This is a genomic window from Kordia algicida OT-1, from assembly GCF_000154725.1.
GTDB lineage: Bacteria > Bacteroidota > Bacteroidia > Flavobacteriales > Flavobacteriaceae > Kordia > Kordia algicida.
Genome location: NZ_DS544873.1, coordinates 118,343 through 137,117 on the forward strand (window position 1 = coordinate 118,343; position 18,775 = coordinate 137,117).

The 18,775-nt window shown below is 31.8% G+C and carries 24 protein-coding genes; 21 read left to right on the forward strand and 3 right to left on the reverse strand.

Annotated features, from left to right (window positions below; genetic code table 11):
* Position 1: 1 nt before the first annotated feature.
* The 18 genes from KAOT1_RS00540 to KAOT1_RS00620 all read left to right on the forward strand — a co-directional run bounded on the left by KAOT1_RS00540 (position 2) and on the right by KAOT1_RS00620 (position 10,111).
* A complete protein-coding gene (locus KAOT1_RS00540) occupies positions 2–616 on the forward strand; it encodes a PRKR-interacting protein 1 (protein WP_238528664.1) in 615 nt (204 codons plus the stop codon).
* Between the two features lie 83 nt (positions 617–699).
* Entirely contained in the window at positions 700–1,266 is a 567-nt protein-coding gene (locus KAOT1_RS00545; RefSeq protein ID WP_007092702.1) for a hypothetical protein, read from the forward strand.
* A complete protein-coding gene (locus KAOT1_RS00550) occupies positions 1,267–1,755 on the forward strand; it encodes a hypothetical protein (protein ID WP_007092703.1) in 489 nt (162 codons plus the stop codon). It begins immediately after the preceding gene.
* A 50-nt stretch (positions 1,756–1,805) separates the two neighbouring features.
* A complete protein-coding gene (locus tag KAOT1_RS00555; protein WP_238528662.1) occupies positions 1,806–2,522 on the forward strand; it encodes a hypothetical protein in 717 nt (238 codons plus the stop codon).
* Complete coding sequence (locus tag KAOT1_RS00560) at positions 2,503–3,996, forward strand: YncE family protein (RefSeq protein WP_040559234.1); 1,494 nt, start codon at positions 2,503–2,505, stop codon at positions 3,994–3,996. Before KAOT1_RS00555 ends, KAOT1_RS00560 begins: the two co-directional genes overlap by 20 nt.
* Before the next feature lie 21 nt (positions 3,997–4,017).
* Positions 4,018–4,452 carry a TIGR02594 family protein gene (locus KAOT1_RS00565; RefSeq protein ID WP_007092705.1) on the forward strand — a complete coding sequence of 145 codons (435 nt, stop codon included), beginning with the start codon at positions 4,018–4,020 and terminating at the stop codon, positions 4,450–4,452.
* 16 nt (positions 4,453–4,468) lie between these two features.
* Entirely contained in the window at positions 4,469–4,975 is a 507-nt protein-coding gene (locus KAOT1_RS00570) for a peptidoglycan recognition protein family protein (RefSeq protein WP_007092706.1), read from the forward strand.
* A gap of 184 nt (positions 4,976–5,159) precedes the next feature.
* A complete protein-coding gene (locus KAOT1_RS00575) occupies positions 5,160–5,606 on the forward strand; it encodes a hypothetical protein (RefSeq protein WP_007092707.1) in 447 nt (148 codons plus the stop codon).
* Positions 5,603–6,097, forward strand: a complete 495-nt coding sequence (locus KAOT1_RS00580) for a hypothetical protein (RefSeq protein WP_007092708.1) — start codon at positions 5,603–5,605, stop codon at positions 6,095–6,097. Before KAOT1_RS00575 ends, KAOT1_RS00580 begins: the two co-directional genes overlap by 4 nt.
* A gap of 3 nt (positions 6,098–6,100) precedes the next feature.
* Positions 6,101–6,628: a hypothetical protein gene (locus tag KAOT1_RS00585; RefSeq protein ID WP_007092709.1), complete on the forward strand. Its 528-nt coding sequence runs from the start codon at positions 6,101–6,103 to the stop codon at positions 6,626–6,628.
* Positions 6,629–6,641: 13 nt separating this feature from the next.
* The gene (locus KAOT1_RS00590; protein WP_040559235.1) at positions 6,642–7,130 is read left to right on the forward strand and encodes a peptidoglycan-binding domain-containing protein; all 489 of its coding nucleotides are present in this window, start codon (positions 6,642–6,644) and stop codon (positions 7,128–7,130) included.
* A complete protein-coding gene (locus KAOT1_RS00595) occupies positions 7,130–7,843 on the forward strand; it encodes a hypothetical protein (RefSeq protein ID WP_007092711.1) in 714 nt (237 codons plus the stop codon). Before KAOT1_RS00590 ends, KAOT1_RS00595 begins: the two co-directional genes overlap by 1 nt.
* The gene (locus tag KAOT1_RS00600) at positions 7,821–8,060 is read left to right on the forward strand and encodes a hypothetical protein (protein WP_007092653.1); all 240 of its coding nucleotides are present in this window, start codon (positions 7,821–7,823) and stop codon (positions 8,058–8,060) included. The genes KAOT1_RS00595 and KAOT1_RS00600 overlap by 23 nt, the downstream gene beginning before the upstream one ends.
* 5 nt (positions 8,061–8,065) lie before the next feature.
* Entirely contained in the window at positions 8,066–8,407 is a 342-nt protein-coding gene (locus tag KAOT1_RS00605; protein WP_007092712.1) for a hypothetical protein, read from the forward strand.
* The gene (locus tag KAOT1_RS00610; RefSeq protein ID WP_007092713.1) at positions 8,397–8,735 is read left to right on the forward strand and encodes a hypothetical protein; all 339 of its coding nucleotides are present in this window, start codon (positions 8,397–8,399) and stop codon (positions 8,733–8,735) included. The genes KAOT1_RS00605 and KAOT1_RS00610 overlap by 11 nt, the downstream gene beginning before the upstream one ends.
* Positions 8,736–9,072: 337 nt before the next feature.
* Complete coding sequence (locus KAOT1_RS00615) at positions 9,073–9,447, forward strand: hypothetical protein (RefSeq protein WP_007092714.1); 375 nt, start codon at positions 9,073–9,075, stop codon at positions 9,445–9,447.
* A 6-nt stretch (positions 9,448–9,453) separates the two neighbouring features.
* Entirely contained in the window at positions 9,454–9,603 is a 150-nt protein-coding gene (locus KAOT1_RS23275) for a hypothetical protein (RefSeq protein ID WP_007092657.1), read from the forward strand.
* Positions 9,590–10,111: a D-Ala-D-Ala carboxypeptidase family metallohydrolase gene (locus KAOT1_RS00620; RefSeq protein ID WP_007092715.1), complete on the forward strand. Its 522-nt coding sequence runs from the start codon at positions 9,590–9,592 to the stop codon at positions 10,109–10,111. The genes KAOT1_RS23275 and KAOT1_RS00620 overlap by 14 nt, the downstream gene beginning before the upstream one ends.
* 63 nt (positions 10,112–10,174) lie before the next feature.
* Here the strand turns inward: KAOT1_RS00620 and KAOT1_RS00625 are convergent, their stop codons facing one another.
* From KAOT1_RS00625 to KAOT1_RS00635, 3 genes are all read right to left on the reverse strand, one after another.
* Positions 10,175–10,879: a hypothetical protein gene (locus tag KAOT1_RS00625; protein ID WP_007092716.1), complete on the reverse strand. Its 705-nt coding sequence runs from the start codon at positions 10,877–10,879 to the stop codon at positions 10,175–10,177.
* Positions 10,879–13,935, reverse strand: a complete 3,057-nt coding sequence (locus KAOT1_RS00630) for a DNA methyltransferase (RefSeq protein WP_238528666.1) — start codon at positions 13,933–13,935, stop codon at positions 10,879–10,881. Before KAOT1_RS00630 ends, KAOT1_RS00625 begins: the two co-directional genes overlap by 1 nt.
* 625 nt (positions 13,936–14,560) lie before the next feature.
* Positions 14,561–15,331: a hypothetical protein gene (locus KAOT1_RS00635; RefSeq protein ID WP_007092718.1), complete on the reverse strand. Its 771-nt coding sequence runs from the start codon at positions 15,329–15,331 to the stop codon at positions 14,561–14,563.
* A gap of 367 nt (positions 15,332–15,698) precedes the next feature.
* On the opposite strand from KAOT1_RS00635, the gene KAOT1_RS00640 reads away from it, so the two are divergent.
* Genes KAOT1_RS00640 through KAOT1_RS00650 form a run of 3 tightly spaced genes read left to right on the forward strand, consistent with a single transcriptional unit; the run spans position 15,699 to position 18,738 of the window.
* Positions 15,699–16,295 carry an MCP four helix bundle domain-containing protein gene (locus KAOT1_RS00640; protein ID WP_007092719.1) on the forward strand — a complete coding sequence of 199 codons (597 nt, stop codon included), beginning with the start codon at positions 15,699–15,701 and terminating at the stop codon, positions 16,293–16,295.
* Positions 16,296–16,320: 25 nt separating this feature from the next.
* On the forward strand, positions 16,321–17,400 hold the full coding sequence (locus KAOT1_RS00645) for a sensor histidine kinase (RefSeq protein WP_007092720.1): 1,080 nt from the start codon (positions 16,321–16,323) through the stop codon (positions 17,398–17,400).
* 3 nt (positions 17,401–17,403) lie between these two features.
* Positions 17,404–18,738, forward strand: a complete 1,335-nt coding sequence (locus KAOT1_RS00650) for a sigma-54-dependent transcriptional regulator (RefSeq protein WP_040559789.1) — start codon at positions 17,404–17,406, stop codon at positions 18,736–18,738.
* Positions 18,739–18,775 lie beyond the last annotated feature (37 nt).

Genomic DNA, 18,775 nt, shown 5'->3' on the forward strand with positions numbered 1-18,775 from the left:
TTTGGTATTAAATTATTCAAAACCCGTTCAAGAGCTACTAGGCTATCACAATGTTTTTTTCAAAGGAAATCCTTCCAAAGAACAGCTTATCAGTGAAATCGTAGAACAAATCAAATTAGACAATACCCGATTTATCAGTTCCCTTGAAAAGCTGATGATTCGCTTTTCAAGCCAAGAAAACGATCCCTTTTGGGGAGTATTAGCCAAAGGGGCATTAGGTATTGTTGGTGGACTCATTGGCAAGAAAAAGCGACGTAGATCAGGATCAAGTGCAGGCGCGGGCGCTGTCACAAACGCAGTTGCCCAAGCAAACGCGGCAAAACGTGATATGGAACGCCGATTAAGAGAAATGCAAGCCCAACAGGCGCGTGAACGTAGGGAAGCAGAATTGCGTAGACAGGAAGCAGAAAGACAAAGACTCAGAGAAGCCAAAGAAGCTAGAGAGAGAGCTGAAGCTGAGAAAAAGAAAACAAATATGATGATTGGAATTGGCGTAGGGGTTGTCTTTATAGGTGTCATATTGGTTATTGCGCTAAAACCAAAGCCACAACCGCAAATCCCTTCATATGCACAATATCCGCCAATGCCACCTGTAGGGGGATCGGCTGTAAAATAGCAGAAACAATCTCACACGCGCTAGATCATACAAATAGTATCACTTCAAAGGCGATACTGTAAATCAAATATTAGCAATATACTATGATAGATTCATTAGCAAATACACAGATAGCACAATACGATGATTTCAACAGAACAAAAGTACGTCGCATTGTAAGAAGAAAATCCCGCAGGCGAAGACCGCCTGTTCGCTTTACCAATAGCGGATTTCCTATTCAGGTAAAAGTACCCACAAAAAAACAACCAAAAATTGTAAAAGGTCGTCCAACCAAATTGCCACCAATTACAAATTTTAGAAAAAGTAAAAATACAGGTGTTGTAAAGCCTGGTATGCTTGTAAAAAATATACCCAACAAAAAAGCAACGGTAGTCGCTTCTAAAAAGAAGATTGCTATAGACAAACTCATTAAAAAAACGGCAATACCAAGCAAAGTTCAAGGGAATGATACTATGGTATCAAAACAAAGTTCTCTTACTCAAGGTCAAGAAAAACAAGCCGTAAAAAAGGCACAACAGTCAGACGCTAGGGTAAGCAAGATTGTAAAAATTGTAGCAGGTGTGGGAATAATCGCTTTGGCAGGTTTTGGCATTTACAAATATGTTCAACATCAAAAAAAAGTAAAGGTTAAACTTAAAAAATCAGCATAAATGATATCAGGAGAAACACAGGCGCTTGTTGAAAATCATTTTCTAGCGGATGATTATGATGAATTTTTTGGGAGTAAAAAAAAACGAGCCGAGCGAAAAGCCAAACGAAAAGCAAGAAGATTAGCAAGGCGTTTAAAAAGAAATTCTTCAGCCAAAGTGCAAGAGCGAAAACAAAAGCGACGTAAATTTTTCAAAGATGTCGGACAGGTATACAGGGATATTGGTGGGGCAACTGCCATTGGTGGTGTTATAGATGCCATTGTCATGCCAAAAGATAAACAAACTACAAATATTCCAAGTGACTTACCTTCTGATTATCAGTTTTCAGTGGGTAGTCAAGCCAGCGAAATTGTGGAAGAAAAACAACAACAGAAAAAAGGGATTCCAACCTACGTTTACATCGCTGGTGGTGTTGCGGTTCTTGGCATTGTAACGCTAGTTATTTTACAAAGCAACAAAGCAAAACAAGTTCAAGTCCTTAGCCAATGATAGTTACGATTCCCTCAAATAGTAAGCGATTTAGAATACGTCTTAAAATAGTGTCAAAAAAGCCTTTTGAGCTAGGAATTCGACTCTATAATCCAATGCATGCTAATTCCTATTATTTCAGACGCAAAGCAACATTTAAAAACGCTGAGATACAGCGTGAATTTATGATCTCAATGCCTGTATCTCCAAAGAGTTTGGAAATGGAAATTTACGATAAAAACAGTCCAAGTGATACGGCTTTTGAGATTGAAAATGTTCGGGTAGAAAAAATGCCTGAGATCAAGATGTGGGCAACTGATGCGCAATACAAATTTTTTGAATTCGCTGTAGATTTTTCAGAGAAAGCGGGTTACTGCGCTCCAGGATTTTATCAGAGCAAAGATGGAGAATTTTTATTTCAATATCTATCTAAAATTACCGATGCCTTCGGAAACGAACTCATTACACCCGCGAGAACACATCGAAAAATGCCACGCGTACAAATATCTCGAAAACTATTTCTAGGCTATACCGTACCGATACGCGTTGCCATATTGGCACATGAGGGATGCCACTGGTTTTTAAATACCCGGAGTCAAACCACCGCAGATTTGTGTGGCATCAAACAATATTTGGATTATGGTTTCCCCACTATCGAAGCGGTATATGCCGTTACAAAAGTATTTGGGAACAACCCTGAAATGGTTGGTAAATCTCAAATAAGCAGAACAAAACAGGTTATTAATTTCATTGAAAACTATAGAAAAAATGAACAAGCAACTAGATAATTGGTACGACCAGCATGAGCGATTGCGATTGTTCTACAAAGAACTCTTGGAAGAAAATGAAGTTGCACAAATAACAGTCACTAATTGCAGTGATGACTCCCGTGAGATTACCTTATGGGGCACAAATAAATGCGCACCAATTGCTAATCCTTTAAACGGATTTGAAGAAATATTAAAAGAAGCTGATTTAGTTTTAGCTACCTCAGAGGTTGTATACAATCCTGTAAACGATCTATTTTACGTACTCAGCAGTAGGGATGACTCTTTAATTATAGTAAATGACCAAGCTGTAGTATTGCAAACCATATCACTACGCATCAATGAACTTACCCTTGTAAATCCAAACAACATCGTTGTCAATACCAACCCTAACAGTATTGAATATGGGTATGTGGGGATTACAGGTATACGAGAAAAAGAGTTTTTTACCGTTGATTTGAATTTCAATATTTCAAGAAGAATTACCCTAGCTAACGATCCTATTGATTTGGTGTACAATCCTATAGATGACGCTTACTTTATCACGGAGAGTGTTAGAGATTCGGTCACAAAAATTACTGCCTTTGATAACACGGTTATTGATTATTTAACTATTGCTGGAGTAAAAACACTCGGTGTAAATACCGATAATGGAGACCTGTACATACACAATATTTCAAATAATAATGTTGATGTATACAATTCAAATGGCGTAAGAAAGGGATGGATTGAGCGAGCAACAGCAAATGAGAATAAGGTAAGCTTTTACTATCATACGATCAATCAAAAAATGTACATCGCCTACGATAGTCTGAATTCATTGGTCGTGGTCAATACCACCACACTTGCCACAGAAAAAATATTAAATACGGCGTTAGAGCCCATTGATATTGAATTCAATCCATTAAATAACTTGATATATGTAGCTAGTCAAGACGAGCAGAAATTTACGCGGATTGATGCTGATTTGGAAGTGGTAGATCATATACCATTGGTCAGCTTTGATAGAAGCTTTGCCATAAGTTCTAAAAACGGCACAATAGCACTTAACAACGCAACCCTTAGAAAGCTATTTGTCTATACAAGAAATTCAAAACTATTGGTCAAAGTTAGTGATGATTACCAGCAAATTCGGGAGGATTTCAAATACAATCCAATGCTTATAAGCCATGTGAAAGTGGTGGCTTCAACAAGTGCGCGTATCAACACCTTGCAAATTATTGAATCTTCCATATCAGGCAAACAAACATGTGAGTCTATTTCCCTTAGAAGCTATCAAAGTCCACAAGGCTTTGGGAATGTATCAGAAGTATTTGAAATGGAAGGCTATATCATCGATGGACGTGTGTGTTGGCGCTTTACCATACATCCTAATCAACAAGTAACCTTTTTAATCTACTATCAGCAATTAGAGATGTACAATTTTTTACCTGAGAAGGCGAGAATTTCAACGGGTGTTCAAATGAGCAATGGCATACCCGAAGCTTGGAAATAAACACTTAAAAAAATACATGCAATGAGAACATTAATACAAATAGCACACAGTCAGTACGGTGTTACCGAGAAAAAAGGAAAACTGCACAATCCTGTAATTGTCAATTATTTCAAAGAAATCGGACATAGGTGGGTTTCAAATGATGAGACAGCATGGTGTTCCGCCTTTATGAATTGGGTGGCACTAAAGGCAAATAAACAAAGAAGTGGAAAGTTAAATGCACGTTCATGGCTATCGGTTGGTAGAAAAATCGATAAGCCAAAACAGGGCGATGTGGTAGTTCTTTGGCGAGAGAAAAAACATAGTTGGAAAGGTCATGTTGGATTATTTATCAATTATTCAGAAGATAAAAAATACATATATGTACTTGGTGGCAATCAAAAAAATCAGGTCAATATACAGCGATATCCCGCTTATAGATTACTTGGTTTTAGACGACTTGAAAACGCACAATAACTAAAACAAAACAAAGATGAAAGAAATAGATTATCTAATTATACACAGTACCGACACTTCTGAGGCAAAGGACTTTGGAAAAGATGTCATTATAAAAAAGCATACGCAGACTAAGCGCAATAACGGACTTGGATTTAATCGTCCTGGCTTTGATTATCTGATTCCTTTCGATGGAAGTTTACAAGTAATTATCAATGAGGACAATCCAACACAAACCGATGTATGGGGAATCTCAAAGGGAGTTGAAAGTCTCACAGGGATTGCCAAAAACATCGCCTATGTAGGTGGACGTACTCTAAAGGAAGCTTGGGATAAAGACACCCGTACCGATGCCCAAAAACAAACACTTGAAACTATTGTAAAATTCTATGTGCTTCGTTTTCCAAATATCGTGATTATGGGTTTCAATGAAGTACCTACCAAAATAGCAGAAGATAGTCCAGCTTTTAGCGTAAGTGATTGGCTTGTCTCTATCGGTATACCAGAAAAGAATATTTACAAGAAACCGCAAGAAAAGGTATGAGAACACTCATAAGCATTGCCGTAGGTTTTTGGATTGCTAGAGAAATATCGTCGAGATATCATAAGAGATTGTGCATCCGAATTCAAATCAGACAAAAGAGGAAATTAGAAACATACTTTAAAAATCAAGGTTTTTCACAAAGGCAAATCAGAGAATATACCAATTCAATCTTTAATCTTTAACAATGGCAATTCAAATACAAGTTGAGAATCAATTATTTCTAGTTCCTGAAGCGGATGATAGTTGTGACTTTTGGACAAGTTACTACAGGCAGTTAAAAAATAAGCTTGGAAAACAAAATGCAAAAATGATTTGGCTGGTTACTTGGAAGTCTAACGGCTCTACTTTTTGTACCACAAGTCCAACCTTTAACAAGTGGTTAAAAGCAAATGATTTAGATGTATCAAACCTAGCCACGCGAACTATTGCCGATATCTCTGAGATCGGTAGTAATATTTTGGGACTCAGTAAAAGCATGACAAAAATACTATCTATTGGGATTCCAATTCTATTAATCATTGTACTGATAGGTGTTGTTGTGGTACTTCGAAATTCATCAAAAAATCTAAGCGTTAAAGATTTAGCCATGTTAAGCCCAACAGGACGCGTTACAAAATTATTAGGCAAATGAAAAAAAGCATATTCATCATATCGGGCGCGGGAGTTGGAATACTGTTAATTGGTAGTTTCATCATTAGAGATCGCACTAAAAAACAAGAACGCTTAACAAGCAAATTACTCATTGCCCTGAGCGCGAGAATAGAACCAATTAAAAATGGTTTAGGTGGTCAAAATGCCTTTGATATCCATTATTTAGACAAGGTTACTCAAAGGGTAAGCGGGAGTGTTATAGCCTTACAAGAAAGTACCGCTTTATACTATGCAAATCAAATTAAAAGCGCCTTTGGTGCTTGGTATCAAGGTGGCGACGATGAGCAGAAAGTATACAGCGTGTTTAGAAAACTCAAAGACAAGGTTCAAGTTTCCCAAGTAGCGAAGGCTTTTCAAGGTGGGGATGAATCAGTGAATTTGATCGATGTTTTAAAAGATCGTTTCGATAAAAATGAAATCAAGATCGTATTAGATATAGTCAATAAAAAACCAAATTACAGAACTGCATAAGATATGAAAAGCACACAAAATACATGGTGGATAGTTGGTGGTGGCGCGCTTGTTTTAAGTGGTGTTGGTGCATTTTTTTATTTCAAAACAAAGGGGAGTAATACGCAAGGCTACTCCATAGCATCTACACAATCCAATATTGGAAATGGAATAAAAATAAACACATCAACCACAGCTTCGGTAAAACAAGAACCCAATTGGAACAAACCCTTTAACATGAATTATATGGAAGATGTAAAAAAGTGGGTTGCGCCAAAAAATATCATTGTTTTTAGCGCGTCAACGGCAGAAGGTTTAGTAAAAACACTTCACAATGCAAAGGGAACTTTTAATGACGATGAATACGCCGTTAGAGACGTTTTCAAACAATTGCAAAGTAAAACAGACGTAGCAAGTCTATCCAAAGCTTATTACATCAACCACAATCAAAAAGATTTGTGGCAACATCTCAACAGCTTTTTAAGTCATTCGGAAATGAAACTATACGTATGGAAATACATAAACCGATTACCTAATTATAAATTATCATAAAACAGACAAACAAATGAAAAATCAAAAACAAATAACATCGTCATTCTTTACAAAGCACAAAACACCGATTATCATAGGAAGTGTTGTGGTTGTACTCACGGGGATTGGTATTGCTTACTATGTAATGAGTTCCAAGAAAAAAAAGGAACGTGATAAAACAACAAAAATGAGTGAAACTACCGTTAGCATTCCTACGATACCTTCAAGATACAGTACACCGCCATATACTCCTTCCACAACAAGAACTACGACACCTACAGGGACAAGTTCCTCAAGAATCGTTGTCAAATATGGAAGTCGCGGTAGTCTAGTGAGAGTTTTACAACGCTATCTAAAGACCTTGAATGCAGATTTGGGCAGAACGGGCGCAAAGCGTGATGGCGTTGATGGCGCATATGGTCCGAAAACAGCTAAAGCGGCAAAGAGTAAATTAAATAAAACAACTTTTAGCGCTACAGATATTAACAACATGAAAAAAGCATTACAAACACTAGGAAAATAATGGAATCAATCAGTTTAAAAAAAAGACTTTTAGTCGCAGGTGGAATTTTGGTATGTGGATACATTGTGTACTGCATTTTAAGGAATCAAGAAGAAGCATTAAAGCAACAACAAGAAACAGAAGATGCTGACTTTGTTATTATTGATGAGCATAAAAACTCAGAAAAGTTTGAAACAACAGAAAAAAAGTCAGCTAATTTGCCAATGAGTTCTGATGACTCTAGCTTGCAAAAAACTACTACAAATCTCAGCGTTATTAAAAATGTCTCTATGGAAAAATCCATTTCTAAAGCGCAGGATAAAAAGGTTCAGTTAGAAAATAATACGGATAATCAAGCATTAGAACTACCTGAGATTCAAGAATCAGATAAGCAAGTGCAAGATATAGCTGTAGCTACAAAGGACACTTCAACTATCAATGACATTGTTGTTAACCAGCCAACCAAGATAACCATAGCTGAAGAAGAAAAAGTAGCAAATGATGATTTCCCGCTACAGCTAGGAAGCAAGGGAAAGCGTGTGTGGAACTTAAAAGTATACATGCTTAAAAATCATGGTGCTAGCGGAGTTGTAACCGATGATTATGATGTCCTTACGGTAGAACGTGTCAAACGTTATTTAAAGGCTGATAATGTTACCGAACAACTCTACAGAGATTTAAACATGGAAGGCAAACGTAAAAAGAAAAGAAATGCCACAAAAAAGAAGTATTAAAGATTTGATCGGTGGACTTGTTGACAAGGATGGACTAAAAACAGAAGTAACCATTACCCTTACAAATCAAACAATGATAAAAGTTATAGTAGCCTTATTGTTGAGTGGAGTGGCAATTATTGTGATTGCAAATTTTGTAAAAAACTTTGTTCCTAACCAACAATTAACCGCTATAAAAGCAGAATTACAAACCATTAAATCACATTTAAAAACATAGAACACATGACAGAGATCATCACACAATTATCGAATTACATCAGTAGGCTTGATTGGGCGTATATATTTACCTTCATTCTAATTTCATACGGATTCAATACGGAATACGTAACAGGATTATTTTATAAAATTTTCAGATTCAAAATTGCAACTCGTTACCGCGTATTAATCATTGGAGTATTATATGGAACTGCTATTTATTTCATCAGAGGTTATGCAATCACTGATGTAGAAATCTTACTGCAATCCTTTGTATTTGCTTTGGTATTTCACAAGTTACTTTTGCAAAAAACTATTCGATACTTGTTTCAGATAAAAGAGCCAAAGCCTACTGCTTATGAGAATTAGAATATTCATTAGTTGTATTGCGGTTATGGTTGCTATAAATATTGGTGTAATGATCTATTTCAATCCAAAAGGAATCGATCATCAAAAAATTATCAAGCTTGAGCAAGAAAATATAAAATTAGAACACAAGAATTTACAGCTTGATTCATTGATACTTAAAAGACAACAGTTAAATGATAGCTTACTTACTGCAATCAATGAAAATCAGCTTATCATTGAAAATCTACATTATGAGATTAAAGAGAAAATTAATACTATCAATCGCATGTCTGATATGGAACTTTATTTGTATTTCTCAAACATTAGAACCGATCAGAAAAACCATTGAGCGTGAACAATACTTTTGCTTCACTATAGAACAATCAAGATTTATTGCCAAGAAATTTGAGTATAGCATTTACCAGGATAGTGTAATCAATTTATTTGAAATTGATATCACAAGATATAAGCGTTTACTAAATGAAAAGGATCTGATTATTTTCAGTTTGGAATCCAAGATCACAAACTTGAATAGTATCAAAACAAATGACCAGCTTCACATAGATCAGCTAAATAAAATAATTAAAAACAGGGACAAACAAATAAGACGCGGGAAGTTTGTCAAATGGATTTTAACTACTGGCTTGGCAGTGGCATCAGGTATACTAATTTTAAAATAAGGTGTTATGTCAATACTAAAGATTTGTGCCATTGTATTTAGTGCAACGGGTTTTTGGAAACTCATTGAAATGTTATTTCAATTTAGGATGAACAAACGTTTTAAAAATGCAGAGATTAATAATCTAAACACACAGGCAAATAGTTTGGTAGTTGAAAATTACAAGCTATGGACTGAAAATATGGATAGACGTATCAAAGAACTTGAGAGTAAAAATATCTTACAACGTGAGCGGATTGGGCGATTAGAAGCTAAAAATGCTGAAATGAGTCAAACCATTATAAAGCTTGAGAGTAAGAATACTCAGATGAATCAAATCATCATCAAGCAACGTGATCGTATCAGTGAATTAGAAACGGAAATTAAAAAATATAAAAAGTAGCACACTATGAACATAAATAAAGGCGGTGGCGCATTAAATTTATTATTTGGAGCATTCTTATTGGTTAGTACATTTAAGCTAGGTTCTGATCTGTATGTACGTCATAAAAAAGGAAAAGCTTCAGAAAAGAAAGGTTGTGGTTGTGGCTCAAAATAATCATAAGTTATTTTATATAGGAATAGGCACTTTTGCGCTAACTGCCATAGGTGTCTATTTTGTATACAGATTGACGAAACAGTCGAAGAAATCCACGCGCAGGGTAACTCGTAAAATTGATTTATCAGTCTTTGATAGTCCTGATGTGCCAGGATCAGGAAATTGTATGGATAGACGTTTGCTTATGATGTTAGAACAGCTAGAAATGCGTACAGGCTATCCGATATTTGATTGGATAAATTCTGGAGCAAGAAGTGAAGCGCATAATCGCAAGGTGGGTGGCGCTTCTAGGTCATCGCACAAAATCCCCACATGTATGGCAGTTGATATTGGTGTACCTTCCACAGATATTAGAAATCAATTAGTGTATGAAGCTCGTAATATTGGATTTAAAAGAATTGGTGTTGGTAGGACATTTGTTCATCTTGATACCGATGAAAATAAAAGTCAATATGTGGCTTGGGGATATCCTTCAGGGAGACGACCAGATGTGAATCCTTTTGTATAATGTTGTTCTGAAGATTCTACGCTTCTTAAACCCCTATTTAAAATCTTGAAGTATTTCAACATGTTAATTACATGTAATTTTACAATAATTAAAAAATAAATGATAAACAGAAAATAAAGTTTTATTTTTTTTCCTGTGTTTGGAAATGTAAGAAGCATCAAAATTATCTTTTAAAATAAAAGTTACTAATTTTTGAGTTGTTTCTATACTTGAATTTGATTCTAGGTTTCTGTTAATCAGCCGAACGACAGTATCGTGTTTCCAGCTATTATTTTCTATGAAACCTAGTTGTCCCTCAAAGGGTAGTCTCAATCTTGAGTAATCTCTTTCTGTAGCCTTTTTTGTATCATTAACATAATTTGAAACTGAGTTAACTAATCTTTTACATTCAATAGCAAAATATGGTTTAGTATTTTGTCCCCAAGAGTTTTTCAAAGCGTAATCAACAATATGAATATCAATAGGATCATTATGTAATAGACCATCTAAAGAACTTCTATATTCCTCTGAAACTTCTTTGTTGACAGTGAAATTATTTGTTGAATTTTTAATAGAATTTAATTCGTTTTCAAGGTAATCATCTACTAAACGATTTCTTAAATAATCCTCCTCTTTAATACTACCTTTATCAGCGTAATTAAAGATTATACCATCAGAAAGGATTTTCTCATAACTGCTTATCATACATGTTAGAATTTTATTAATCCTTAATTTGGTTAATGATAAATGTTTTCTGTTTTTTGAAAAATTAAAGGCACTTATTCTCATTAAATATCTTGATTTAATTGATTTATTTCAGCCTCTTGAATTGCTTCTTTAAACTCTGCAACATCATACCAAGCAATAGCTTTATGCCAACACTTGTATTCGTTCGGTTTTATAATATAAAAAGAGTTATCCTCAAAACCTTTTATGTCCTTTTGAATAAATAAGTTTTTTGTAGCGTCTGTTGTATCGGTAAGTTGTGATATACTTAAATTATGAGCTAGTCGTTTTAATACTTCTTTTTCGCTATTTTTGTTTTTTGGATAGATTATACTGTTTTTTGGTTTCTTCAATGTGAAAACAAAGTTTAAAGCAATAAAATGGGCTAAGGGATAAACTTCCACTTGTATATATTCATCTAAATAAATTTCTTTAAATTCTTTAAGATAAACGCTAGCATATTCTTTTAATACAAAATCTTTATATCTGTAGCTTGTCTTGTCATCAGAAAAATTAGATACTAAATATTGTTTATTTTCTTGAAATTGATAACGGGATACATTCAAAGTATAGTCTATAAGGTCATTTTCGTAAGCATTAACCTTATAAAGCTCATTGATTGTTGAATCTATCTTTAAGAGTGAATTTTTGTCAATTTCGATGTTACCTAAAGAAAAATTTTCGTAATGATTTTTAAGATTATTTAAGAATAAATCTACAGAAGAATTTAAAACTTTTTCTTCCTCATTATTTGGAGCTATAAAAGGAAATGATAAATGTTCTGTCTTTAATAATTCTGGTCGATATATACCCCAACTTGACGAAGTCATAAATTGATAGTATGTATATATTTTAGAAAGAAAAATTGAAAAAATAATTTTAAGTAAATGCTTGTTCGAATCATCGAAAGTTATTCCATAAACTGTACTGTCAAATGCATATCCATTTTCTAATAGTGTAAACTTAATATTAGTTTCTTTATCTGTGCTTTTTTGAATAATTATTTTTTTTCCATTAAATAGCGCTTCTGTTCTACCTGCTTCTAAATAGGTGTCTTCTTTTTTGAACACGAAATATTTATCATTAAAAGGGGTATAATACTCTTTTAATTCTTTTCTTTTTACTAGGGATTTTCCTTCAAGATAGGGGTAGTGCTTTTTGGGAGTCCCCCTAAATAAGCCCTTTCCAGAAATAATAGAATTATCGTTGAATAAGCTATTAAGTGAATAATTGTTAGAATTTTCTAGAATTCTTTTAATAAAGTTAAAGTCTAATGTGTTTCCATAAGTAGCAACCTTAAACATGTAGGAATATCTCATAAAATACTCTTGAGGAATATTTTTAATGTCTTGTTTTTCAAAAATTAGCATATTAAACTTTTTCAAAAAAAGATTCTTTTTTATGGAATAGAATTTAACTTGATTTTTATTTGTTATTTCATCATTGGCATAATTAAATAAAATTATTGCAGAAGGATTAATAGCATTTTTGAAGATATCTCTCCTGACAGGAGACAAGTCAAGATACTTTGTTAAATTAAATTTTGATAAAAATCTTTTCTTAAAATTGATTGCTTTATTATTGTAAAAAACCTTACTTGTTACAACCAAAGAACAAATAGGAGTGTTAAGATTGTTCTGTGAAAAATCTTTAGTTCTTAATATGAAAGATTGAGCTAATTGATAATCACTAACTACACCTGAAAGTTTATTACTTTTTAAATAGTCAACATGGATTTTGTCTTTACTTCCATTTTTCCAGGGAGGATTTCCCAAAATGAACTTTGGAATTTCTGTTTTAATTATTTTATTAAAACGATGATTTGTGTCAAAAAAATTTGCTTTAAATAAATTTTTATCTAATAAATCTGGAAATTCATAAGAATCTATATCTTTCGGATCTTGATAATCTAATAAAGCAATATAAATAGAAAAACAAGTTACTTTTAAAGCTTCTTCATTAATATCTACACCAAATAAATTTCTTGTTGCTATTTGTCTAATCCTCTTACTAAATTCTTTGTGAGATTGACTAGGATTTAATTCTAATTCCTTATCAATCATTTTTCTCAAACTTTGTACAAGAAAAATACCTGAACCGACAGCTACTTCAAATATTTTACATTCTGAAATATTTTTTTCTTCCAAATATTTATCAACAGTATCATTTAAAATATATTCTACTAAAAAAGGTGGTGTGTAAACTGCTGAATCAAGTTTTCTTGTCTTTTCATCTATTAAAGACTCATAGATTCCAGAAATGACTTCAACTGGTATTATAGAAAAGTCGAAAATCTCAAAGAAAAATCCATTAAATAGATTGTTCTCATCTTGTAATTCCCCTTTAAAAATATCTGCTAAATCGTTAGATTGTTTTTGAGTTAAAACTAAATTTTGTTTTTTAAATAGTACACCATTAAATTTAGTGTTCAACTTTTTGAATAATAAATTTAATTTTAAGGGTTTTTTTATTAATTCGATAAAATTTTTTCTTCTTTCATTTACATCATTTGAGTTTCCTGGTAAGTAAGTGTTATCAATTTTTACTTTTCTATCAATTAAATATCTTATGAAAATTAATCTTAATATCAGAGAGTTAGCATCTTCTTCATTTAAAGAGTTTTCAGAATGTTTGTTAGTTAAATATTGTCTTACTTGTTTAATATTCTGAAATAATTGTTCATTAACTCTTTTACGTTTCTGATTTTTTGAACGTTTTTCAAAATATTCCATTTGTAACCATTGCCATGTATGACCACTTTGCAATTCCCAAAATGAGAATTTACTATTTCTTTCATTTTCAGAAAGTTTAATTTCTTCTAAATGCTCATCTTTTTTTGAGTAATTAAGAGCGTTATAAACTTTTATTTCTTCACCTTTTATAACAAAAATAACAGGAGAATTATCAAATGACCAAACCTTTTTGTGAATTTCTGCTTCTCTATTATTATCAGTTTCATAAGTTAAATCAAAGAATAATATTAAAGGTTTGTTATTAAAGACATAATAAGCATCAGGTTTAATAATTTCTATTTTCTTCTGAACCTCTGAAATAAAGCCGTAATATTCCTTTCCATTATCTTTACAGAAAACAGCATCTAATATATTAAGTTGCTTCAAAAAGGATTTTAAGGGCTTATTCATTATTAAAAAAAAGTATGATTGTGTAAATTTAATTTTTAAATATCAAAAATTTAAAAATTTATAATGTTATTGAAACTTTATTTTTTGGCAATATATTACTATATCTAAGTGTATCAAAATTATCATACAATGATTATAAGTCAAAATTATAAATTAAGGAATAGATAATAATCAGTATTGATATAAGTATAAATAAATAATCACATATGGCTTGTCAAAAATAATTAAGTATTTTTGGTCAAAAAAAGGACACACTAAACACTGGGTAATTTTTTAGTGTGTGACCATTAAAAATTAAAAAATAAGAAGTATCTTTTTGAAGTATGGTTTTGCATAGAAATGACATAGTTTTGCAAACCTATAAATTTTTAAAACAGTGATTTTCAGATTTTCACTTGTTTTTATATTTGGGTATAAAATCTATTACAAAGAAAGACTTCGGTTATAGAATTAAATGGGCTTGCTGTAATTACAGCGATAGCTTCCAACTTAAAAATTGATATTTTAGAAAGCATTAAAAAAGATTTGACCCAGAAGGTATAATAATACCATTTCCACTTACTATTATTATGAAAAAATTAATAAATAATTATAGTTTTAATTAAAATTTCTTTACTGTTAAAATAGTTTTGATTTTATCTACAATTCCTTTTAGTATACTAAATATAGCATCTGAAGAAAATCCACCTACAAGTGCTAAGATACACTTATTAAATATGGATGATCTGTCACTACTATCAAAATATATGATTTCTGAAAGCATTAATCCTGCTATAATACCTAAAATAATTATGGCTACATAATAAATTGATTGTTCAGGAACTAAAGCTCCATTTTTAATGCTTAAACTTATTTTTTTTAGTAGATAAAACACCACTCCAATACCTGACATTGAGCATAAAAATAGTAAATTATAAAATAAAGATTCTCCTTGATTATCTAAAATACCTTTGGATAATGATTTGATATCTACCTTGTCCGATACAGACGTACCAATAAAAAGTATTAAAAAGACCAAAGCTAGAAATATCAAATTTCGTATTACGGGTAATGTACTTATCAGTTTTGTACCTCTTTTTTTATTATATAATGTTTTCAAATATTTGACTGATTTAGGTGTAGCTGGCTTAATATTTTCTACCAGAATATTATGAGCTTGAATCAATTTATCTAAATTATTGCTCTCAATTAAGGGATTTACTTGCGTATTAATAATTTTACCGTTTCGCATGGCAAATAAGAGCATATTCTCTAACTCTTGTTTAATTTCTAACATTAACTCTATGGAAACACCTTTCGATCTTGTAACTTTTAGTTTTGTTTCTTCTTCTCTTGTAAAAGAACTTTCAGATGTTGAATTTGGTTTTAGCATAAAGTGAATATTTTGCATGATTACTATCAAACATACGAATTTCAACCCTAAAAAATATTGATTTACTTAATTAACATTAATTTGAAACAGTACACTTTTGATGCCTTAAGCCCTATATTTTCAACTGATTTTTTAGTTAATTTTATTCACTTGAAAATATTAGTTTTCCTTAGTGACCAAAAAATGAAAAATACATAAAAAAACATAACGTAAATGAACAAATAAAAAGAAAATCGCTTATAGGTAAATTAGATTTGGATAATTGGGAAAGCTTCAAATTAAACCGTTCTACGAGTTGTCATTATATATTAAATTATTCTTTTTTATCGTATCTTTACTAACGCTTATCTTAATTAAAATTATAGCTATGACAGTATATAACAAAATAAAATGGGTTTTAGGAATTTTGATGGTTTTAGGCTTGATTGCCTTAACAAATTTAATCGATAGAAGTAACTTTGTAAGAGTTAAAGACTCTATTACAACAATTTATGAAGATAGACTTGTTGCAAATGATTTAATATTTGAAATGTTAGAATCGATCCATAAAAAAGAAGTTGCAATAGCTTTAACTGATTCTTCATTTTTTACTGAACAAAATTATCAAATCAATAATAATTTACAAGAACTTGTTTCAAGATTTGAGCAAACGAAATTAACTACTAATGAACAAACTATTTTCAAAAATTTTAAAACGAATTTAGGAGCTTTAGATACTATTGAACAAAAGTATATCCAATCAAATTTGACTGAGAATTCTTCTTTAAAAAATAAAATTACCGATTTAAAGAGCAACTTGGCAAGTCTATCAAAAATTCAATTAGACGAAGGAAGAAAACAAATGTCTATCAGCAAAAAAGCTATTGATACTGTCGAACTATTTACTCAAATCGAAATCTACATTTTAATACTTCTTGCCATTATAGTTCAAATTGTAGTGATGTATAATCCAAAAAAAAGCTAATAGCTTGACACGATAAAGTACTTTTATGAATATTACAGAAGAAGCTTTAAAAGAACGTATTAAGGAATTAACTTGTCTCTACGAAGTATCATCAATCATTGTCAATGCAGACGTAGATGAAATGAATAATACATTTCGTGCCATAGCATTGAGTTTAAAAAAAGGATTTCAACTACCAAAAAAAACAGAAATTGCTATTGAGACTCCCATTGGAAACTACACAACTAAAAAAGTTAATAGTAATGTTACCTTATTTTCTAATATTGTAATTTTCAATAAAATTAAGGGTAGAATTACTGCTTCTTTATCAGATAAAAGCTTATCATTTTTAATAGAAGAACAGCCATTGCTTGATAATGTTGCCTTAAAGTTAGGCAATCTTTTGGAGCGTATTGAAATACAGGAAAACGAAAAATTACTAAAAAGACAAATGGAACATTCAGACCGTTTGAGAATTTTTGGTAAAATTACCGCTGGAATAGCCCACGAATTAAATACTCCTTTAGCTAATATTTTAGGATTTGCAGAGTTATTGAAAGATGACTTGAAAAATAATTATCAAGTTACACAAGACTTAGATAAGATCATTGATAATTCAATATTTGCTAGGGAAGTTGTTAAAAAACTTATGTTCTTTGCATGCGAAATGCCACAAGAAATTCAAAAACTAAACATTAATCCAATCATCAAAGATGCCATTTCATTACTTGATGCCTCTTTTAAAAAGGCAAGTGTAAATTATACGATTAAAATTATAAATAAAGAACTCTTTTTACGAGCTGACAAAATTCAGTTGACTCAAATCATTTTCAATTTAATTATTAATGCAATTTATTTTTCTCCAAAAAACGGATTAGTCACTATTGAAGCTTTTCAAACCTCAAAAAATATAATACTTAAAGTTTCAGATCAAGGAATTGGTTTGTCTAAAGAAGCCTTAGAGAAAGTATTTCAACCGTTTTACACTACAAAACCAATTGGTGATGGTTCTGGTCTTGGTCTAAGTGTTGTACACGGTATTGTAGCAAGTCATAACGGGACTATCACAGCAAAAAATAATGTAGAAAACGGCGCAACGTTCACAGTAACACTTCCTAAATTTTAAATGATGAACTTACAAAAAGAGAATATACTTATCGTAGATGATGATATCGATATTTTAGAACTTTTACAACGACATTTAAAATCGTGGAGCTATCATACCTACAAAGCGATCTCAGTAAAGGAAGCTGTACACATTCTACGAGATACACATATTGATTTACTGATTACAGATTTAAAAATGCCCGAAGTAGATGGTTTTGAATTGATAAAATTTGCTTCGGAGCATTATCCTAATGTACCAAAACTTGTGGTTACAGGTTATCCATCAGTACAAGATTCTTTAACTGCTATAAAAGTAGGTGTTGTAGATTATTTAACCAAACCATTTACAAAAGCAGAATTACAAACAGCAATTGAAAAATCATTCAGTCCGAAAGATAATCTAGCATCAAATACAAAAGTAAACTTGTCTGAACAAACCCAACAAGCGTATGGAGATATTATTGGAAAGTCTGAAAAAATCAATGACGTAATTCAAATTATTGAACGGGTTAAAAATAATAAAGCTACGATTTTTATAAAGGGCGAAAGCGGAACAGGAAAAGAACTTGTTGCACGTGCTATTCATTATCAAGGTAAATTTTCAAGAGCGCCATTTATTACAGTAAATTGTGGTGGTATTCCAGAAAATTTATTAGAATCTGAACTCTTTGGTTATACAAAAGGAGCGTTTACAGGTGCGGAAAAAGATCGAAATGGTTTTTTTCAAGCGGCAAATAATGGAACAATCTTTTTAGATGAAATCGGAAATGCTTCTTTAGCTGTACAATCAAGATTGCTTCGCGTATTACAAGAAAAAGAGGTTGTAAAAGTTGGTTCACAAAGAGCAGAAAAAATTGAGGTTCGTATTATTGCCGCAACTAATAGTGATCTTAAAAAAATGATTGAAAAACAAACCTTTCGCGAAGACTTATACTATCGCTTAACGGTTGTTGAAATCAATGTTGCTCCACTTAGAGAACGAAAAGAAGATATTCCACTATTAGTTGATAAGTTTTTACTAAAATATGGTATCGAATATAAAGATCGCTTTATAAAAATTAGCAATAAAGCTTTAGAGGTTTTGAAAAGGTATCATTGGGTTGGAAATATTCGAGAGTTAGAAAATGTGATTCAACATGCCGTAATTATGTGTGATGGAATTATAGAAGTTGAACATCTACCCGATACATTAAAGATTAATATTGACTTTCCAAACGATAACAGATTACTACCTTTAAAAGAAATAGAAAAACGCTACATTTTAAAAGTATTAAATGCTACTGATAATAATAAAACTAAAGCATCTAAAATTCTTGGAATTGATCGTAAAACTTTACGAAATAAACTAGAGAATTAACTTCTTCTTAGCGGTTCATAATTACCCGAATGGGTAA